The sequence below is a fragment of the Terrabacter sp. FW104-15G4B genome (assembly GCF_058790095.1).
Map to the genome: position 1 here is coordinate 47138 of NZ_JBYTCI010000009.1, position 16706 is coordinate 63843.

A 16706-nucleotide genomic window follows, 5' to 3' on the forward strand; every position below is an offset into this window, starting at 1 on the left:
TGCCGTACGGGCGCGGGCTGACAGCCCAGCCGGCCGGGTGTGCCGGCTGCGTCTGCCGGCCGCGGTCGTCGGTATGAGTCGGCACCGCGCCCTCATACCCGGTCGGCCACTGCGGGTATGTGGCGACCATGGACAGCAACCAGACCACGTCGTTCACCGTCCCCGGGCTGAGCCTCGAGGACGGCCACCGCGTCGGCGAGGCGCTGCAGCCGCGGCTCCACGCCCTCAACGACCTCCAGCTCACGCTCAAGCACGTGCACTGGAACGTCGTCGGACCGCACTTCATCGGTGTCCACGAGATGCTCGACCCCCAGATCGAGGCCGTGCGCGCCATGGTCGACGAGACCGCCGAACGCATGGCCACCCTCGGCGTCTCCCCGATCGGGACGCCCGGGCACCTCGTGGAGCAGCGCACGTGGGACGACTACGACCTGCTCCGGGCCGACACCTCGGCGCACCTCGGAGCGCTCGACCTCGTCTACACCGGCGTCATCGGCGACCACCGGGACGCGGTCGCACTCACCGACGACCTCGACCTCGTCACCCAGGACATGCTGATCGGGCAGGTCGCCCAGCTCGAGCAGTTCCAGTGGTTCGTGCGGGCGCACCTCGAGTCGACGAGCGGCAACCTCAGCACGCAGGACAGCGCCACCGAGAGCGGCGCCGCCCGAGAGGCTGCCGCGGCCGTGTCCCGTTCCGGCGGGGTGGCTCGTGGGTCCGGCACCGCGAAGAAGAGCTCGAAGAAGGCTGCGAAGAAGGCTGCGAAGCGCGCGTCCAGGTAGTGCCTGCGACCGGGCCGTGACGGGACCGGGCAGCTGGGCTGCCCGGTCAGGTCAGGCCGGCACCGGTTCGCGCCGCGCCTCCTTGACCCCGACGAGCGCGAACGCGAGCGCAGCCAGGGCCACGACACACAGCAGCACGAGGCCGAAGCCATAGTGGTCGAAGGCCACGCCGTACGTGGCGCCGAGGACGAGCGGAGGGAAGTAGCCGCCCAGGCCGCCGGCCGCGCCGACGAGGCCGGTCACGCTGCCGACGCGCTCCGGGGGCGCCAGGCGGGCCACCCAGGCGAACACCCCACCGGTGCCGAGGCCCAGGAAGAAGGCGATCGAGACGAACGCAGCGCCCGCGGGCAGCTCGAGCGGCGGCTCGAGGGCGAGCAGGGCGGCGAGGACCGCGGTGCCGCCCATCGAGATGGCGACGACGGCCCGGGGACCGATCCGGTCGGACAGCACGCCACCGATGGGGCGCGCGACGACCGCGGCGATGGCGAAGCCGGCGGTGCGGGTGCCGGCCGCTGTGAGGTCGAACGAGTAGACGTCCTTGAGGAAGGTCGGCAGGTAGGTCGAGAAGGCGACGAAGCCACCGAACGCCACGGCATACAGCAGCGACATCTGCCACGTGACCGGGAGCCTGAGCGCCGCCGAGAGCTTGGGCACGACGGGGTCGGTGTTCGGCCTCCAAGCCGGGGAGTTGCGCATCGCGAGCCAGCACAGGGCCGCGGTGGCGACCAGCAGCGCCGCGATGACGACGTGCGTCAGGGTGTAGCCGAACCACCCGACCATCCGAGGTGTCAGGGCCGACGACAGCGCGGTCCCGCCCATGCCGGCGCCGAAGACCCCGGTCGCGAAGCCGCGCCGGTCAGCCTCGTACCACGCGTTGACGAAGGGCACGCCGACCGCGAAGGTCGTGCCTCCGATGCCGAGGAAGAAGCCGAAGACGAGCATCAGACCGAAGGACCTCAGGTTGCCGGCCAGTGCGACGAGCAGCACGAACGGCACCGTCAGCAAGGTCAGCGTCGGGAACATGATGCGACCGCCGTAACGGTCCGTGAGCGCACCGACGGGGATGCGCCCGAGTGAGCCGACGAGCACCGGCGTGGCGACGAGCAGTGCCTTCTGGCTGCTGCTCAGGTGCATCTGGCCCGTGTACCTCACGCCCAGCGGGCCGATGAGGTTCCAGGCCCAGAAGGTCACGGCGAAGGCGAAGGTCGCCAGGGCCAGGTTCCTGCCCTGACCGGTCAGGGCCAGCGTCGGGGCTGCCGCTGTCGGTGCGCTGGTGCTCATGGCGTCCTCTATCCGGGGGTGATGGGTCAGCGGTCAGACGTGTCGGTCGCGGTCCGAGGTGCCGATGCGGCTCCACCCCGGTCGGGTCTGCCGCGAGCCCGACCCCTGGCGGTCTCGTGAGCGGTAGACGATGTAGGGACGGAAGAGGTAGTGCAGCGGCGCCGTGAACGCGTGCACGAGCCGCGTGAAGGGCCACAGCGCGAAGAGCAGCATGCCGACGACCGTGTGCACATGGAACTGCACCGGCGCGGCTGACATCGCGGCGACGTCGGGCCGCAGCAGGAAGACCGACCGGAACCACGGCGACACCGTCCCGCGGTAGTTGTGCGCCTCACTGCCGGCGCCGACGCTGACGAGCGTCGTCCAGAGGCCGAGGACGATGGCGCCGACGAGCAGGACGTACATGAGCTTGTCGTTGCGCGTCGTGGCCATGAAAACGGGACCCGTGGTCCGTCTGCGGTAGACGAGGATGAGGATGCCGACGAGCGTGCACAGTCCGGCAAGGCCCCCGAAGAGCAGGGCGTTGAAGTGGTAGAGCCCCTCGCTGACACCGACCGCGTCGGTCCACGCCTGCGGCACGACGAGCCCACCGAGGTGGCCCACCACGACGAGCAGGATGCCGAAGTGGAAGAGCGGGGAACCGATGCGCAGGAGCCGCGACTCGTAGAGCTGCGACGACCGGGTCGTCCATCCGAACTTGTCGTAGCGGTAGCGCCAGATCGTGCCGCCGACGAGGCTTGCGAGGCAGAGATAAGGCAGCACGCCCCAGAGGAAGGTGATCACGATCGCACCTGGGCGGGGAGTTCGGGGGAAACAGTTTGCAACGGAAGCAGTCTCGGGTCGTAGGGGTCGAGTCCGACGCTCTCGGAGGGGTGCGGGCCGCTCATCCCGACCATCTCCATGACGGCCGCGCGGTCGACCGGCGACGGCCCGGGGAGGGTGGCGCAGACGGCGACGCTCGCGGCGGCATACGGACTCTCCCTCTCCTGCAGAGCGATCCGCAACAGCTCGATGCTCGCGCGGTAGTCCTGGAGGAGCGTCGCCCCCGCGTCGGCGTCGACGCGGGCGGCGAACTCGAGCACCATCGGGAGGTAGTCGGGCAGCTCGCCGTGCGTGTCGACGACGAAGCCACTGCGGCGGTATGCCGCCTTGAACCGTCCCAGCACCTCGCCGCGCCGCCGGGTGTCGCCGTCGGTCCAGTACGAGAGGTAGAGCGCGTGCTTGCGGCTGAGGTCGAAGGTGTCGACGTAGGCGCGCTGCAGGTCTGCGAGAGGCGCCCCCGCCAGATGCTCGACGAGCGGCCGGAGCTCGTGCGCGCCCGGCGAGTCGTCTTGTTCGGCAAGGGCGTCGAGCAGCGCCGGCAGGGAGTCAAGCAGGTCCTCCCGGGGGTAGTCGAGGCAGCGCGCCGCGACGAGGTGGACGACCCGGTGGTCATGCCGGCGGCCGGCTCGGCGGCGCAGCCCGATCATCGCGGGCCCTCCGTCGGCGTCGCCTCGGACGAGCCGGCGGGGAAGAGCCCGTCGGGCGCCCCGTTGCCGTCCCAGTTGAGCAGGTTGACGCGGCCTCGGAGCTCGCCGCCGGGAGTCGTCGACATCGCGGTGTCGGACGTCTGTCGTTGTCTGAGGGCGTTGAACGTCTCGACCGCCACGGGCGCCGGGCGACCGCTCGCCTCGCCGAACGGGCCGGACCCGTACATCCCCGGGCCCTCGTCGAAGTCGAGCGAGCAGCCGAGCTCCTCGAGCTCGTGGGCCCGCTCGACGTGGGCGGTCGGGATGACGTACCGGTCTGCGTACTTGGCGATCGCCATGAGGCGGTACATCTCGTAGAGCGCCTCCTCGCTCATGCCGACGGCCGCCGGGATCGAGGGGTCGCCGTCGCGGCCGAGCGACACGTCACGCATGTAGGCGCGCATGGCGGCGAGCTTCTGCAGCACGCCGGTCACGACGTCGGTGCGCCCGGCGGTGAAGAGCTCGGCGAGGTAGTCGACGGGGATGCGCAGCGCCTCGATCGCACCGAAGAGCACGCCCTGGTCCTCGGCGTCGTGGCCCTGGGACGAGAGCACGTCGACGATGGGGGAGAGCGGCGGGACGTACCAGACCATGGGCATCGTGCGGTACTCCGGGTGCAGCGGCAGCGCCACGCGGTAGGTCTTGGCCAGCGCGTAGACGGGCGACCGCCGTGCCGCGTCCATCCAGTCGTCCGGTATGCCGTCCCGCCGGGCGGCCGCGACCACGTCCGGGTCGCTCGGGTCGAGGAGGAGGTCGAGCTGTGCCTCGTAGAGGTCCGCCTCGTTCGCGGTCGCCGCCGCGGCCGTGACGCGGTCGGCGTCGTAGAGGAAGAGCCCGAGGTAGCGCAGTCGTCCGACACACGTCTCCGAGCAGACCGTCGGCAGGCCCACCTCGACGCGCGGGTAGCAGAAGGTGCACTTCTCGGCCTTGCCGCTCTTGTGGTTGAAGTAGATCTTCTTGTACGGGCAGCCGGTGATGCACTGCCGCCAGCCGCGGCAGCGGTCCTGGTCGACGAGGACGATGCCGTCCTCCTCGCGCTTGTAGATCGCGCCGGATGGGCAGGAGGCCATGCACGACGGGTTGAGGCAGTGCTCGCAGATGCGCGGAAGGTAGAACATGAAGGTCTTCTCGAGCTCGAAGCGGACCTTCTCCTCGGACTCGCGGCGCACCGACGCGTTCAGCTTGGCGACGATCGGGTCGAGGTGTCCGAGCTGGCTCGAGCCGCCGAGGTTGTCGTCCCAGTTGGCCGACCACGTGATCTTCGTGTTCTCGCCGGTGATGAGGGACTTCGGGCGGGCCACCGGGAAGTCGTCGCCGAGAGGCGCCTCGATGAGGGTCTGGTAGTCGTAGGTCCACGGCTCGTAGTAGTCGGCGAGCTTGGGCTGCACCGGGCTGGCGAAGATGCCGAGCAGCTTCTGCAGCCGGCCGCCGGCCTTGAGCGTGAGGTTGCCGCGGTGGGTCAGGGTCCAGCCGCCCTTCCACGTCTCCTGGTCCTCGTAGCGGCGCGGATAGCCCTGTCCCGGGCGGGTCTCCACGTTGTTGAACCAGACGTACTCGGTGCCCGCGCGGTTGGTCCAGGCCTGCTTGCAGGTGACGGAGCACGTGTGGCAGCCGATGCACTTGTCGAGGTTCATCACCATGCCCATCTGGGCCATGACGCGCATCAGTAGGTCACCTCCTGCGAGCGCTTGCGCACCGTCGAGACCATGTCGCGCTGGTTGCCCGTCGGGCCGAGGTAGTTGAAGGTGTAGGACAGCTGCGCGTAGCCGCCGATGAGGTGTGTCGGTTTGACGAGCAGTCGCGTCACCGAGTTGTGGATGCCGCCGCGGCGGCCGGTCGCCTCCGACTTCGGCACGTCGATGGTGCGCTCCTGCGCGTGGTGCACGTAGACGACGCCCTCCGGCATGCGGCTGCTGACGATGGCCCGGCCGACGAGCACCCCGTTGGTGTTGAGGCACTCGACCCAGTCGTTGTCGGCGACGTCGATGGACCCGGCGTCCTGCGGGCTCATCCACACCGTCGGCCCGCCGCGTGAGAGCGAGAGCATGAGCAGGTTGTCCTGGTACTCCGAGTGGATCGACCACTTGGAGTGCGGGGTCAGGTAGCGCACCGTCACCTGCCTCGACCCGTCGGGCCCGAGCCTGGGTTCGCCGAAGAGGCGGTGCATGTCGAGGGGTGGCCGGTAGATGGGCAGGGCCTCGCCGAGGTCCTGCATCCAGTCGTGGTCGAGGTAGAAGTGCATGCGGCCGGTGAGGGTGTGGAAGGGCTTGAGCCGCTCGATGTTGACCGTGAAGGGCGCGTAGCGCCGCCCGCCGGTCTCGGAGCCGGACCACTCCGGCGACGTGATGACGGCGACGGGCGCGACCTGCGTGTCGGCGAACGTGATCCGCTTCTCCTCCGAGCCCTCGGCGAGGTCGACCAGCTTCATGCCGACGCGCTCCTCGAGCGCGCGGAAGCCCTGCACCGCGAGGTGGCCGTTCGTCGTCCCCGAGAAGGCCAGGATCGCCTCGGCGAGCTTCGCGTCCGTGTCGATGGCCGGACGGCCGTCTCCGGCGCCGCCCAGCATGACGCCGTTCGTGTGCGCCAGCCTCTGCACCTCGTCCGTGACGTCGTACGTGACGTTCTTGACGGTGAAGCCGAGGCTGTTGGCGAGAGGGCCCACGGTGGCGAGCTTCTCGGCGATCGCGGTGTAGTCGCGCTCAACGAGCTGGAAGACCGGCATGGTGCGCCCTGGGACGCCTGGCTGCCCACTCGCGCGCCAGTCGACCGCACGACCGCCCGGCTGCGCCGTCTCGCCCGGGGTGTCGTGCAGGAGCGGCACGCTGACGAGGTCCTGGCGGACGCCGAGGTGGGTGCGCGCGAGGTCGGAGAGCTTCTCGGCGAGCAGGTGGAAGAGCTCGAAGTCGGTCTTGGCCTCCCACGGCGGGTCGATCGCCGGTGTGAAGGCGTGCACGAACGGGTGCATGTCGGTCGAGCTCAGGTCGTGCTTCTCGTACCACGTGGCGGCAGGCAGCACGATGTCCGACAGCAGGGTCGTCGACGTCATGCGGAAGTCTGCGGACAGCAGCAGGTCGAGCTTGCCCTCGGGCGCCTCGTCGTGCCACTTGACCTCGGACGGCCTTGGGGCGTTGGGGTTCTCGCTGCCGAGCACGTTGTGGTGGGTGCCGAGCAGGTTGCGCAGGAAGTACTCGTTGCCCTTGGCCGAGGAGCCCATGAGGTTGCTGCGCCAGAGCACCAGGGTGCGCGGCCAGTTCTCCGGGGCGTCGACGTCCTCGATCGCGGCCGTCAGCGTGCCGTCGTGCAACGCACCGGCCACATAGGCCGCGGGGCTGGCAGCGGAGCCCGCGTCGACAGCGGCCTGGGCATCCTGCGCCACCTGCAGCGGGTTGGTGCCGAACTGCGGGTAGAACGGCATCCAGCCCATTCGCGCCGACTGGGCGATGGTGTCGGCGGTGTGCCTGCCGGCCAGATGGCCTCTGGCGAGAGGGGAGCTCAGCGAGTCGGCCGAGTAGCCGTCGTTGCGCCACTGGTCGGTGTGCATGTACCAGTAGGACGTCCCGGTCATGGTCCGCGGCGGACGGCTCCAGTCGAGCGCGTTGGCGAGCGAGATCCAGCCGGTGATCGGACGGCACTTCTCCTGGCCGACGTAGTGCGCCCACCCGCCACCGTTGCGTCCCATGCACCCGGTGAGGACGAGAAGCGACAGGATGGCACGGTAGGTCGCGTCGCCGTGGAACCACTGGCAGATGCCGGCCCCCATGATGATCATCGAGCGGCCCTGGGACTGCTCGGAGTTCGTGGCGAACTCGCGCGCGATGCGGATGCACTGCTCGGCCGGCACGCCGGTGATCTCGGCCTGCCACGCCGGGGTGTAGGGGGCGCTGACGTCGTCGTAGCCGGTGGGCCAGCTTCCCGGCAGGCCCTCGCGCCCCACGCCGTACTGCGCGAGCATGAGGTCGTAGACGGTGGTCACGAGGTGGCCGCCCACCCGGCGGGCGGGCACGCCACGGCGCAGCACCGAGCCGGTGCCGTCCGGCTCGACGAAGGCCGGGAGCAGCACCTCGACGTTCTCGGCCAGGAGCCCGTCCATGCTCAGGGCTGGCCGGACGCCCTCGAGGTCGAGGTTCCACCGGCCCTTGCCCGAGTCGGCGTAGCGGAAGCCCATGGAGCCGTTCGGGACGACCGGCTCACCCGTCGCCTCGTCGAGCAGCACCGTCTTCCAAGCGTTTTCGTCAGGGCTGGTGTTGCCGTCAGGGGCGAGGTCGGCCGCGGTGAGGAACTTGCCGGGCACCCGCGGCACGGTGGCGGCGTCACCCGAGGAGACGGCATACGCCCCCTCGGCGGGCTCCAGCCGGATGAGGAAGGGCAGGTCGCTGTAGGTGCGCACGTAGTCGGTGAAGAACGGCACCTCCCGGTCGACGAAGAACTCCTTGAGCAGGACGTGACCCATGGCCATCGCGAGCGCGGCGTCGGTGCCGGCCTGTGCGGGCATCCACTCGTCGGCGAACTTGGTGTTGTCGGCGTAGTCGGGGCTGACCGTTACGACCTTGGTGCCGCGGTAGCGCACCTCCGCCATCCAGTGCGCGTCGGGGGTGCGGGTCACCGGGACGTTGGAGCCCCACATCATCAGGTAGGTCGCGTCCCACCAGTCGCCGGACTCCGGCACGTCGGTCTGGTCGCCGAAGACCTGGGGGCTCGCGACGGGCAGGTCGGCATACCAGTCGTAGAAGCTCGTCATGACGCCGCCGATGAGCTGGATGAAACGGGTGCCGACGCAGTGCGACACCATCGACATCGCCGGGATCGGCGAGAAGCCCGCCACCCGGTCGGGGCCGTACTCCTTGATCGTGTGGACGTGCGCCGCGGCCGCGATCTCGACCGCCTCGCCCCACGATGCCCGGACGAGGCCGCCCTTGCCGCGTGCGCTCTGGTAGCGCCGGCGCTTCTCCGGGTCGGTCGTGACCTCGTGCCACGCCGCCACCGGGTCACCCAGGCGAGCCTTGGCCTCGCGGTACATCTCGAGCAGGACGCCGCGCACGTAGGGGTAGCGCACCCGGGTGGGGGAGTAGGTGTACCAGGAGAAGGCCGCGCCACGGGGGCACCCGCGCGGCTCGTACTCCGGCCGGTCCGGCCCCACGGACGGGTAGTCGGTCTGCTGCGTCTCCCACGTGATGATCCCGTCCTTGACGTAGACCTTCCACGAGCACGATCCGGTGCAGTTGACGCCGTGGGTCGAGCGGACGACCTTGTCGTGACTCCAGCGGTCGCGGTAGAAGACGTCCCCGGCCCGACCGCCCTCGCGGTAGACGGCACGACCGTCCTCGGACTCCTCCCAGCGGCTGAAGAACCGCCCAGCCTTCAGGAGCGCGGCGGAGGCGGGCCCGTCGACGCCCGCGGCGCTGGCTGGGAAGGCGGCTGAGCCGGGGTGGGCCATGCCGGGACGACCTTTCGCGGGCGAAGAGGGGGCCGGTGTCGGAACCACCCCGCCGGAAGGGCTGCGCGGACGGGTGTCGTGTCGAGACGGCGACCCAGCCCGATCCCGCGCCACGCTACTGACGCATTCGTCGTCGGGGGAGCGATATGGCGGATCCGCGCGGTTGAGACGAGGACATCCCGTCGCGGATGGGTGCGTGCACGAGGTGCGCGCGACCACTCCGGGCGGGAGCCTGAGCACGCCGTCACGTCGTCATCGACCTCGGCGTGGAGTCGCACGCGCCGCCCCGGCCGCTCGCCTGACCCGTCCTTCAGCAGGCCGTGACTTGCACGTCCCTTGAGACTTTCTTGACTTTCTTGCGGAAACTGGGGCAATAGGGATGTATGCGGCCATCTCGGCTGGTACACCTTCTCCCAGGGACAACCGGATGCAGGGAAGCGCCGGCGGACGTGACTAGGAGACCCACGATGAGCGCAGTGACGTCGGCCGACGACGAGACGATGGTCACCGTCATGACCGGCAGCGAGCGGGCAGCGATGCTCGAGCGCCTGGTGCAGGCCTGCACGACCAGCGCCGTCGCGCCGATCGGCTCGTCCGGGAACCGAATGGGTCACCCGGGTCGTTCAGTGGGCATGTGGCGCTGCCAGTGACGGGTCATCCCGTCAGGACGCAGGCCCGCCCCGATCACCCCGCCGGCCGCGGCGCCCCGCCCACGTTCTGAGGGCACGGCCACCCGAACGCGGTCGGCGGGGCTCGATGACGTGACGTGGCCCGGGCGCGGTGCCCGACCCGCTACAGCTGCCGGCTGCTCAGCACGGACGATCGGTCGATCTTGAGGATGCCGCCGTCCCGGACGAGGGTGTAGGACGTGCGCTCCTCGAACCGGCGGCCGTCGCTGAAGTCGTAGCGGACCGTGGCCACGACCGAGGCAGGAGCGGAACCATCCGCCTGGCGCACCTGCACGGCGTCCACCGACTTCCAGAACTGCTCGTACGTCGCTCGGTTGTGGGCCGTGGTTGCCCGGTAGCGGTCGGTCAGCCGCGCCCAGCCGGCGTCGGTGTTGCCGGGAAGCAGGCCGTAGTAGTCGCGGATCGCGCGAGCCAGCTCCGCGCCCGTGACCGCGCCCGGTGCCTTCGAGGTGGGTGCCTGGCTGGTGGGTGCCTGGCTGGTGGCTGCGGGGCTCGAGGGGGGTGACGTCGACGGGCTGGCGGTGGACGAGGGCCGCTGCGTGGTGGTGGGCGACGACGACGGCCGCCCGGTCGACGTGGTGGCCGAGGGCGAGCTGGGCCGAGGTGTCTCGGCGGAGGCGCTCGGGACGCTCGGCGGTGCGGCCTGCGTGCGGTCGGCGTCGTGGGGCAGCAGCGCCCACAGGAGTATGCCGGCGCCGACGAGCGCGACGACGAGCAGGGCGACGACGGCTCCGCGTCGTCGGTGGGGCCGTGGCCCGGGCCCGGCGGTGCCGCCGGGAGGGGCGCCATCCCCATCGCCGCGTGGAGTCATCGGGACGGGAGGCCCGGCCGTTCTCACCGCGCCAGCAGCGCCAGCAGCGCCGGCAGCGCCGGCAGCGCCGGCGGCACCCATCGCCGCGGCGGCCGCGCCGCCGCCCTTCCCGCTGTCGACGGACGGTCCGGACGTACGCGCGGTGCCACCGGTCACGGGAAGCACCCTGGTCCGTGTGGCTGGGGCGTCGGTCGCTCCGGCAGCGGACCCCAGCCGACGGACGGGGCGCCCTGCCGCCACGTCGGCGAGCGCCTCGGACGCCTCCTGCATCGAGGGGCGGTCCTCCGGCGCAGCGGCGAGCATGCGCAGCAGGACGGGCGCGAGCGGGCTGTCACCGGGCGGCGTGATCGTGCCCGACGCCACCCGGTGCAGCAGCGCCATCGCGTTGTCGCCGGTGCCGAAGGGAGGCCTGCCCTCGAGGACGGCATAGAGGGTGGCGCCCAGGGAGAACACGTCCGAGGCAGGGCTGGCGGTGGTGCCCCGGGCGACCTCCGGTGCCAGGTAGGCCGGGGTGCCCGTCACCATGCCGGTCGAGGTGAGCGACGCGTCCCCGAGCGCATGGGAGATGCCGAAGTCGGTGATCCGTGCCGTGCCGTCCTCCGCCATGAGCACGTTGCCCGGCTTGACGTCGCGGTGCACGATGTCGGCTTGGTGGGCGGCCGCCAGCGCCGAGGCGAGCTCGCTGCCGAGCCGCGCGACCTCGCGAACCGACAGCGGGCCCCGTTCCGTCAGCACGGATTGCAGGCTGCGAGACGGGAGGTACTGCATGACGAGGCAGGGCGCGCCGTCGTGGTCGACGACGTCGAAGACCGGCACGGCGTTGGGGTGATGCAGGCGTGCGGTGATGCGTGCCTCGCGCATCGCCCGCTCGTGCGCGATGCGGGCGTCCGCCTCCGGGAGGCCGACGGGGGAGTGCAGCTGCTTGACGGCAACTGCGCGGCTCAGGCGCTCGTCCCAGGCCAGCCACACGTGTCCCATGCCGCCCGAGCCGATGCGGTTCATGAGCCGGTAGCGCCCAGCGATGAGCTCGGGCCGTTCGGCCACCATCGTCAGCGTCTCCCTCCGAGGCCGTCCGCCTCGCGATCGGCACGGCGTGCCCTGGTCGGTCGGTCAGTGTCGGTCAGTGTGGTTGGTAAGTGTGGTCGGTGCGCGTCCTGGCGTGTCCGCGCCTGTTCGCGTGTTCGCGCGGTCGGAGGGTGACGTACCCAGACAGGAGCTCCTGCTGCCACCCGGCCCTTCTCCCGGCCACCCGCCCGCACGTCCTGTGCCGCGCCGCGTGCCAGTGGGTACGGCTGCGACATGGCACCCGAACCGGACACCGCCCGTCATGACGCACCGGACAGCCCCACCGAGCTGCCCCGCTCGTCCATCGTGGCCGTCCTCAAACGCGCTCGTGTCGAGTTCAAGCGGGACAACCTGACCGACCTCGCCGCCTCGTTGACCTACTACGGCCTGCTGTCCATCGCCCCCGCACTGGTCGTGCTCGTCTCGGCTCTGGGTCTGCTCGGCCGTGACGCGACCTCCCAGGTCGTCGACCAGGTCCAGGCCATCGCGCCGGGGTCCAGTGCCCAGTTCGTGCGCACCCTCATCACGCAGGCGCAGAGCAACCGCGCCGGCGCCGGCCTCGGGGCCGTGTTCGGCATCCTCGTGGCGCTGTGGTCCGCATCGGGTTACGTGTCCGCCTTCATGCGCGCCTCGAACGTCATCTACGACATCCCCGAGGGCAGGCCGATCTGGAAGACGCTGCCGATCCGCGTCGGCGTCACCGTCTTCGCGGTCGTCGTCATGGTGGTCGCGGCCGTGATCGTCGTGGTCTCGGGCCCCGTGGCCCGACAGATCGGCGACCTCGTGGGGGCGGGTGACACCGCACTGCTCGTCTGGAGCATCCTGAAGTGGCCCGTGCTGCTCATCCTGGTCTCGGTGCTCTTCGCGGTGCTCTTCTGGGCGAGCCCCAACGCCAAGCAGGGCGGCATGAAGTGGGTCAGCCCCGGAGGCCTGCTCGCGGTCGTCATCTGGCTCGTCGTCTCCGGCCTCTTCGCGCTGTACGTCGCGTACTTCTCCTCCTACAACAAGACGTACGGCTCCCTCGCGGGCGTCGTCATCTTCCTCGTCTGGCTGTGGCTGACCAACATCGCCATCCTGCTCGGGGCGGAGGTCAACGCCGAGCTCGACCGGAGCCGCGCCATCGCTGCCGGCCTGCCCGAGGACCTCGAGCCCTTCGCCGAGCCGCGCGACACGCGGAGCATGGACGACATCGACAAGCGGGCCATGGCGCAGGCGGCCGAGCGTCGCTCGCGTTGAGGGGCGGGCCCTCAGCACGGGCCGGGGCCAGGCCCCGTACGCCACCGGCACCGCCCGCCGGCTCACCTTCCGGGCGACCGCCGATGAGGGGTTGGCGCGACGACAACCGGCAACGGGCTCGTGCGCTCGGACGCGCGCTGCGCCAGGCCGGGCCGGAGCGCGACGCGCTGCTGTTGCTGGTCAAGGCGGCGGCGGCGACGGTCCTCGCGTGGCAGTTCGCGGTGCGGGTGCTGCACAGCCCGGTGCCCTTCTACGCGCCGATGGCGGCCCTGCTCGTCGTGGACCGCACGATGGTCCGGTCGCTCTCGGCGAGTGCCCAGCGCATCGCCGCGGTCGTGCTCGGCCTCGGGGTCGCGTGGCTCGTCGCCACGGTGTTCGGGGTGACGTGGTGGACGGTGTTCGGCGTCATCCTCGTCGCGCTGGTCATCGGCCGCTGGTCGCGGCTGGGCGACCACGGCATCCAGGTGCCGTCGATGGTGCTGCTCTCGCTCATCACGGCCGGTGGCACCGACGAGCAGTTCACCTACCTGACCATCATCGAGACCGTCGCCGGCGGTGTCATCGGCGTGGCGACCAACGCGATCGTCCTCGCGCCCCTGCACCTGACCAGGCCACGGCAGCGCGTCACCGCGCTGGGCCGGCAGGTGTGCGAGCTGCTCGACGAGATGGCCGAAGGGCTGCGTGAGGACTGGGACGGTGAGAGCGCTCGCCGGTGGTACCGACTCGGCAACGACACGGCGGACAAGGCGCCGCTGGTGCTCGCCGACATCCGCACGGGCCAGGAGAGCACGCGTTTCAACCTGCGCCAGAACCTCCGCCCTGCTGACATCGACTGGCAGGGCTACGAGCGCACGGTCACGACGCTGCGCCGGACGCTGTGGCAGGTGACGGGCATCAGCCGGACGCTCGTCGACGCGGCCGAGGGAAGGGAACACCATCCCGCTCCGTCGGCCGACTTCCTGGTGCGGTATGCCGACGCGCTCGCCGCCATGTCGGTGGCCGTCTCGCAGCTGGGCAAGCACGACGACGCCTCCCTGGAGGCGCTGGACGACGGGCTCGCCAAAGCCCTCCTCGTCCTGACGACCCTGCGGGAGGAGGTACGCAGGACACCGCTCGACGACCCCGAGCAGTGGCCCGTCTACGGCTCGCTCATCGCCGACTCCCTCCGGCTGGTGGCCGAGCTGGAGTCGGCGCGCGACGCCGCCGTGGTGCCCACCGAGACCGGGCCGCTGCGGCTCCCACCCACCCGTTCACCGGTGTGGGGGCGGGTGCGGCGATCACGCCTTCGGCGTCACCCCTGGCGGCGGAATGCATCGCGCAGGTTGACGAGCAGCACGACCACCGCGACCGACACGAGGCACCAGTAGGTGACGACCTGCCAGTGGTCCGCGAAGGTGACCACCAGCTCGACGAGCGCGACGACGAGCACGACGCGGACGGCATACGCCAGGAAGTAGCCGCGGGTGAACGCCTCCACGGCCAGCACGAGGGCGAGCAGCGCCACCGCGCCGAGCGGCCGGTCGGTGACCTGGGGCTTGAAGAAGCCCGCCACGAGGTAGATGACGATCGGCGTGCTCACCACCGCCCAGGCGCCGAGCAGCCGGTGGCGCGACCGCTCGCTCACGGTGATGGGGGTACGCCGGTGGTTCAGGTGGGCGTGCGGGCCGGGGGTGGGCAACCCCTCGTCCAGCACCCGCTCCATGCGGGCCCGCTCGTCGCGCAGCCGCACGGCCTCCAGGCGCAGGGTCGTCAGCTCCCGCTCCGCCGGGGCGAGGCGCCGCACGTCGGGGCTGTCGGGACCGAGCCCGGCCGCGCGGGTCGTCAGGGCGAAGGCAGCGGCCTGCGACTCGGCGGTCATCTCGACGAGCCGCTGGTCGATCTCCTCGATGCGGTCGGCGACGAGCCTCGTCTCGGCCGGGGGACTGGGGGCGACCTTGGCCAGTGAGGCCCAACCGACGGGGTCTCCCCACGACGGCCGCACCGTGGCATTCCGCTCGTAGCGCGGGCCCGCCGGACCGCGCTCGCCGCCGAGGCGGTCCTTCGTGTCGTGACCCCACAGGCCGCGGTACTCGCGGACCCACGGCGTGTCGTCGTCGATGACCACCGGGTTCCACGCGTGGTCCGCGCCCGGCCCGATGCACACGCCGTCTCCGCGGGCGTAGTCGATGTAGGGGATGCCGAGACCGTCGCCCTGGGCGGCGCGCGCCCATGGCGTGAAGAGCTTGGCCAGCCAACGCGCCGCCGGGATGAACCCGCCCCACGACGGCGGCACGACGGTGATGAGGTAGTCGCCGCGAAGGTAGGCGCCCGAGTGCGACCCCGCCCCGGGGAAGACGACCGGATGTCGTGCGTCCACAAGGGCGAGGTCGGGGTCGTCCCAGCGCCGGCGCAGGTCGTCGCCGGTCTCGTCGTGCGCGCTGAAGACGACCCAGCGGGGCGGGGGGAGGCCGTCCTGTCCAAGCGTGCCGGAGCCGTCGAGGAAGACGGTCACCTGCTCCCAGTCGCCCTCGTGCTCGTTGACCCCGGAGAAGCCGGACCGCCAGTTGTTGAACGAGTAGAAGAACCAGTACTGGCACACGACCCAGGAGTCGCTGCGCACCACGCGCCCGTAGTACGTCGGTCTGTCCGGCGCCAGGTACTCCTGCTGGACCGCGAAGGCGGCCGCGGCGCTGCCACCCGGCACCGACCCGCGCAGCAGCAATGAGAGACGGCTGATGGTGTCGATTGTGCGTCCGAGCAGACCCACCTGGGCCAGGCGGCTCCCGGCATGGAAACCGGGTCGCGCGCCGGGCAGCCACCGGCGAACCCGATCGCCGACGGTCCGCGGCTCGGTGATGCCCGACAGGGAGAGACCGGGCCCGTCGTGCTCCGCCCCGTGGGCGGCGAGGCCCGCGAGGCCGAGGGCGCCCGGGGCTGCGAGGACGTCAGTGGAGCCGGCCCGGTCACGGATCAGGCTCGCGTGCGCGACGTACGCGTCGACCGCGACGGGGACGAAGTACTCCCCTCGCGTGAGCCGGACGACCGGCTCGTGCGCCCGCAGCAGCGCAAGGTCCTCGTCGTGCCCGACGGAGTCCACGCGTACCGCACCCCCACCAGTCCGAAGCGGCGCTGCCGGACCGGACGGACCGGCCCTGGCGCCGAGTCTGGCACCCGCACCTGACCGTCGTCGCGGGTTCCCTGACCTGGCCCGTGGTGTCTCGCCGACCGGACGCCGGTGCCCGTGGTTAGGTTGGGCCATGCGCGTGACTCATCTCGGACATGCCTGCCTCCTGGTCGAGGCGGCCGACCGCCGCATCCTCATCGACCCGGGCAGCTTCTCCTCCGGCTTCGAGGAGCTCACGAGCCTGGACGCGGTTCTCGTGACGCACAACCACGCCGACCACTTCGACCCGGAGCGGGCCGCCGCCCTCATCCGCTCGAACCCCGGCGCGACGGTCCACACCGACCCGCTGACGGCCGAGAAGCTGCGCGACGAGGGCCTCACGGCCGTGCCGTCGCGGCAGGGTGAGGACTTCACCGTCGGCGATGTCACGGTCACCCCGGTCGGTGAGCTGCACGCGTTCAACCACGCCGCGATGCCGCGCATCCCCAACGTCGGCGTCGTCCTGCGGGCCGACGGCGAGCCCTCGCTCTTCCACCCGGGAGACGCCTACGACGGCGAGCCCGGCCAGATCGACGTCCTCGCGCACCCGCTCAACGCCCCGTGGGCCGCCAGCCGGGACTCGATCGCCTTCGTCGGTCGCATCGCCCCCAAGGTGTTCATCCCCATCCACGACGCGCTGCTCAGCGACGTGGGGCACAGGATGTACTCCGGCCACATCGAGCAGTTCTCGGGGGTCGAGGGCCTGACCTACACCCCGCTGCGCGACTCCGAGTCCGCGACCTTCTGACGCCCGGCGT

Annotated in this window: 12 protein-coding genes; 5 read left to right on the plus strand and 7 right to left on the minus strand. The window is 71.2% G+C overall.

What is annotated here, in order from left to right; all coding sequences use genetic code 11:
- The first annotated feature begins 128 nt into the window (after positions 1–128).
- Positions 129–782: a Dps family protein gene (locus AC3WRT_RS09440; RefSeq protein ID WP_492721220.1), complete on the plus strand. Its 654-nt coding sequence runs from the start codon at positions 129–131 to the stop codon at positions 780–782.
- A gap of 51 nt (positions 783–833) precedes the next feature.
- Here AC3WRT_RS09440 and AC3WRT_RS09445 read toward each other — a convergent pair whose 3' ends face one another.
- The 5 genes from AC3WRT_RS09445 to AC3WRT_RS09465 are packed head-to-tail and all read right to left on the minus strand — an operon-like array spanning position 834 to position 9005.
- Positions 834–2063, minus strand: a complete 1230-nt coding sequence (locus AC3WRT_RS09445) for an MFS transporter (RefSeq protein WP_492721221.1) — start codon at positions 2061–2063, stop codon at positions 834–836.
- 33 nt (positions 2064–2096) lie between these two features.
- Complete coding sequence (narI, locus tag AC3WRT_RS09450; protein ID WP_492721222.1) at positions 2097–2846, minus strand: respiratory nitrate reductase subunit gamma; 750 nt, start codon at positions 2844–2846, stop codon at positions 2097–2099.
- Positions 2843–3532 carry a nitrate reductase molybdenum cofactor assembly chaperone gene (narJ, locus tag AC3WRT_RS09455; protein WP_492721223.1) on the minus strand — a complete coding sequence of 230 codons (690 nt, stop codon included), beginning with the start codon at positions 3530–3532 and terminating at the stop codon, positions 2843–2845. The genes narI and narJ overlap by 4 nt, the downstream gene beginning before the upstream one ends.
- A complete protein-coding gene (narH, locus tag AC3WRT_RS09460; RefSeq protein ID WP_492721224.1) occupies positions 3529–5235 on the minus strand; it encodes a nitrate reductase subunit beta in 1707 nt (568 codons plus the stop codon). The genes narJ and narH overlap by 4 nt, the downstream gene beginning before the upstream one ends.
- Positions 5235–9005, minus strand: coding sequence for a nitrate reductase subunit alpha (locus AC3WRT_RS09465; RefSeq protein ID WP_492721225.1), 3771 nt, complete (start codon positions 9003–9005; stop codon positions 5235–5237). The genes narH and AC3WRT_RS09465 overlap by 1 nt, the downstream gene beginning before the upstream one ends.
- 467 nt (positions 9006–9472) lie before the next feature.
- On the opposite strand from AC3WRT_RS09465, the gene AC3WRT_RS09470 reads away from it, so the two are divergent.
- The gene (locus tag AC3WRT_RS09470) at positions 9473–9655 is read left to right on the plus strand and encodes a hypothetical protein (RefSeq protein ID WP_492721226.1); all 183 of its coding nucleotides are present in this window, start codon (positions 9473–9475) and stop codon (positions 9653–9655) included.
- Positions 9656–9797: 142 nt separating this feature from the next.
- Here the strand turns inward: AC3WRT_RS09470 and AC3WRT_RS09475 are convergent, their stop codons facing one another.
- Positions 9798–11549: a serine/threonine-protein kinase gene (locus tag AC3WRT_RS09475; protein WP_492721227.1), complete on the minus strand. Its 1752-nt coding sequence runs from the start codon at positions 11547–11549 to the stop codon at positions 9798–9800.
- Positions 11550–11804: 255 nt separating this feature from the next.
- Between AC3WRT_RS09475 and AC3WRT_RS09480 the strand changes: the two genes are divergently transcribed.
- Both AC3WRT_RS09480 and AC3WRT_RS09485 read left to right on the plus strand, forming a co-directional pair.
- A complete protein-coding gene (locus tag AC3WRT_RS09480; RefSeq protein ID WP_492721228.1) occupies positions 11805–12806 on the plus strand; it encodes a YihY/virulence factor BrkB family protein in 1002 nt (333 codons plus the stop codon).
- Between the two features lie 83 nt (positions 12807–12889).
- Positions 12890–14173 carry an FUSC family protein gene (locus tag AC3WRT_RS09485; protein WP_492721229.1) on the plus strand — a complete coding sequence of 428 codons (1284 nt, stop codon included), beginning with the start codon at positions 12890–12892 and terminating at the stop codon, positions 14171–14173.
- Here AC3WRT_RS09485 and AC3WRT_RS09490 read toward each other — a convergent pair.
- Entirely contained in the window at positions 14098–15882 is a 1785-nt protein-coding gene (locus AC3WRT_RS09490) for a hypothetical protein (protein WP_492721230.1), read from the minus strand. The two genes, AC3WRT_RS09485 and AC3WRT_RS09490, sit on opposite strands and share 76 nt — an antisense overlap.
- A gap of 160 nt (positions 15883–16042) precedes the next feature.
- On the opposite strand from AC3WRT_RS09490, the gene AC3WRT_RS09495 reads away from it, so the two are divergent.
- A complete protein-coding gene (locus AC3WRT_RS09495) occupies positions 16043–16696 on the plus strand; it encodes an MBL fold metallo-hydrolase (protein WP_492721231.1) in 654 nt (217 codons plus the stop codon).
- Positions 16697–16706: the final 10 nt, after the last annotated feature.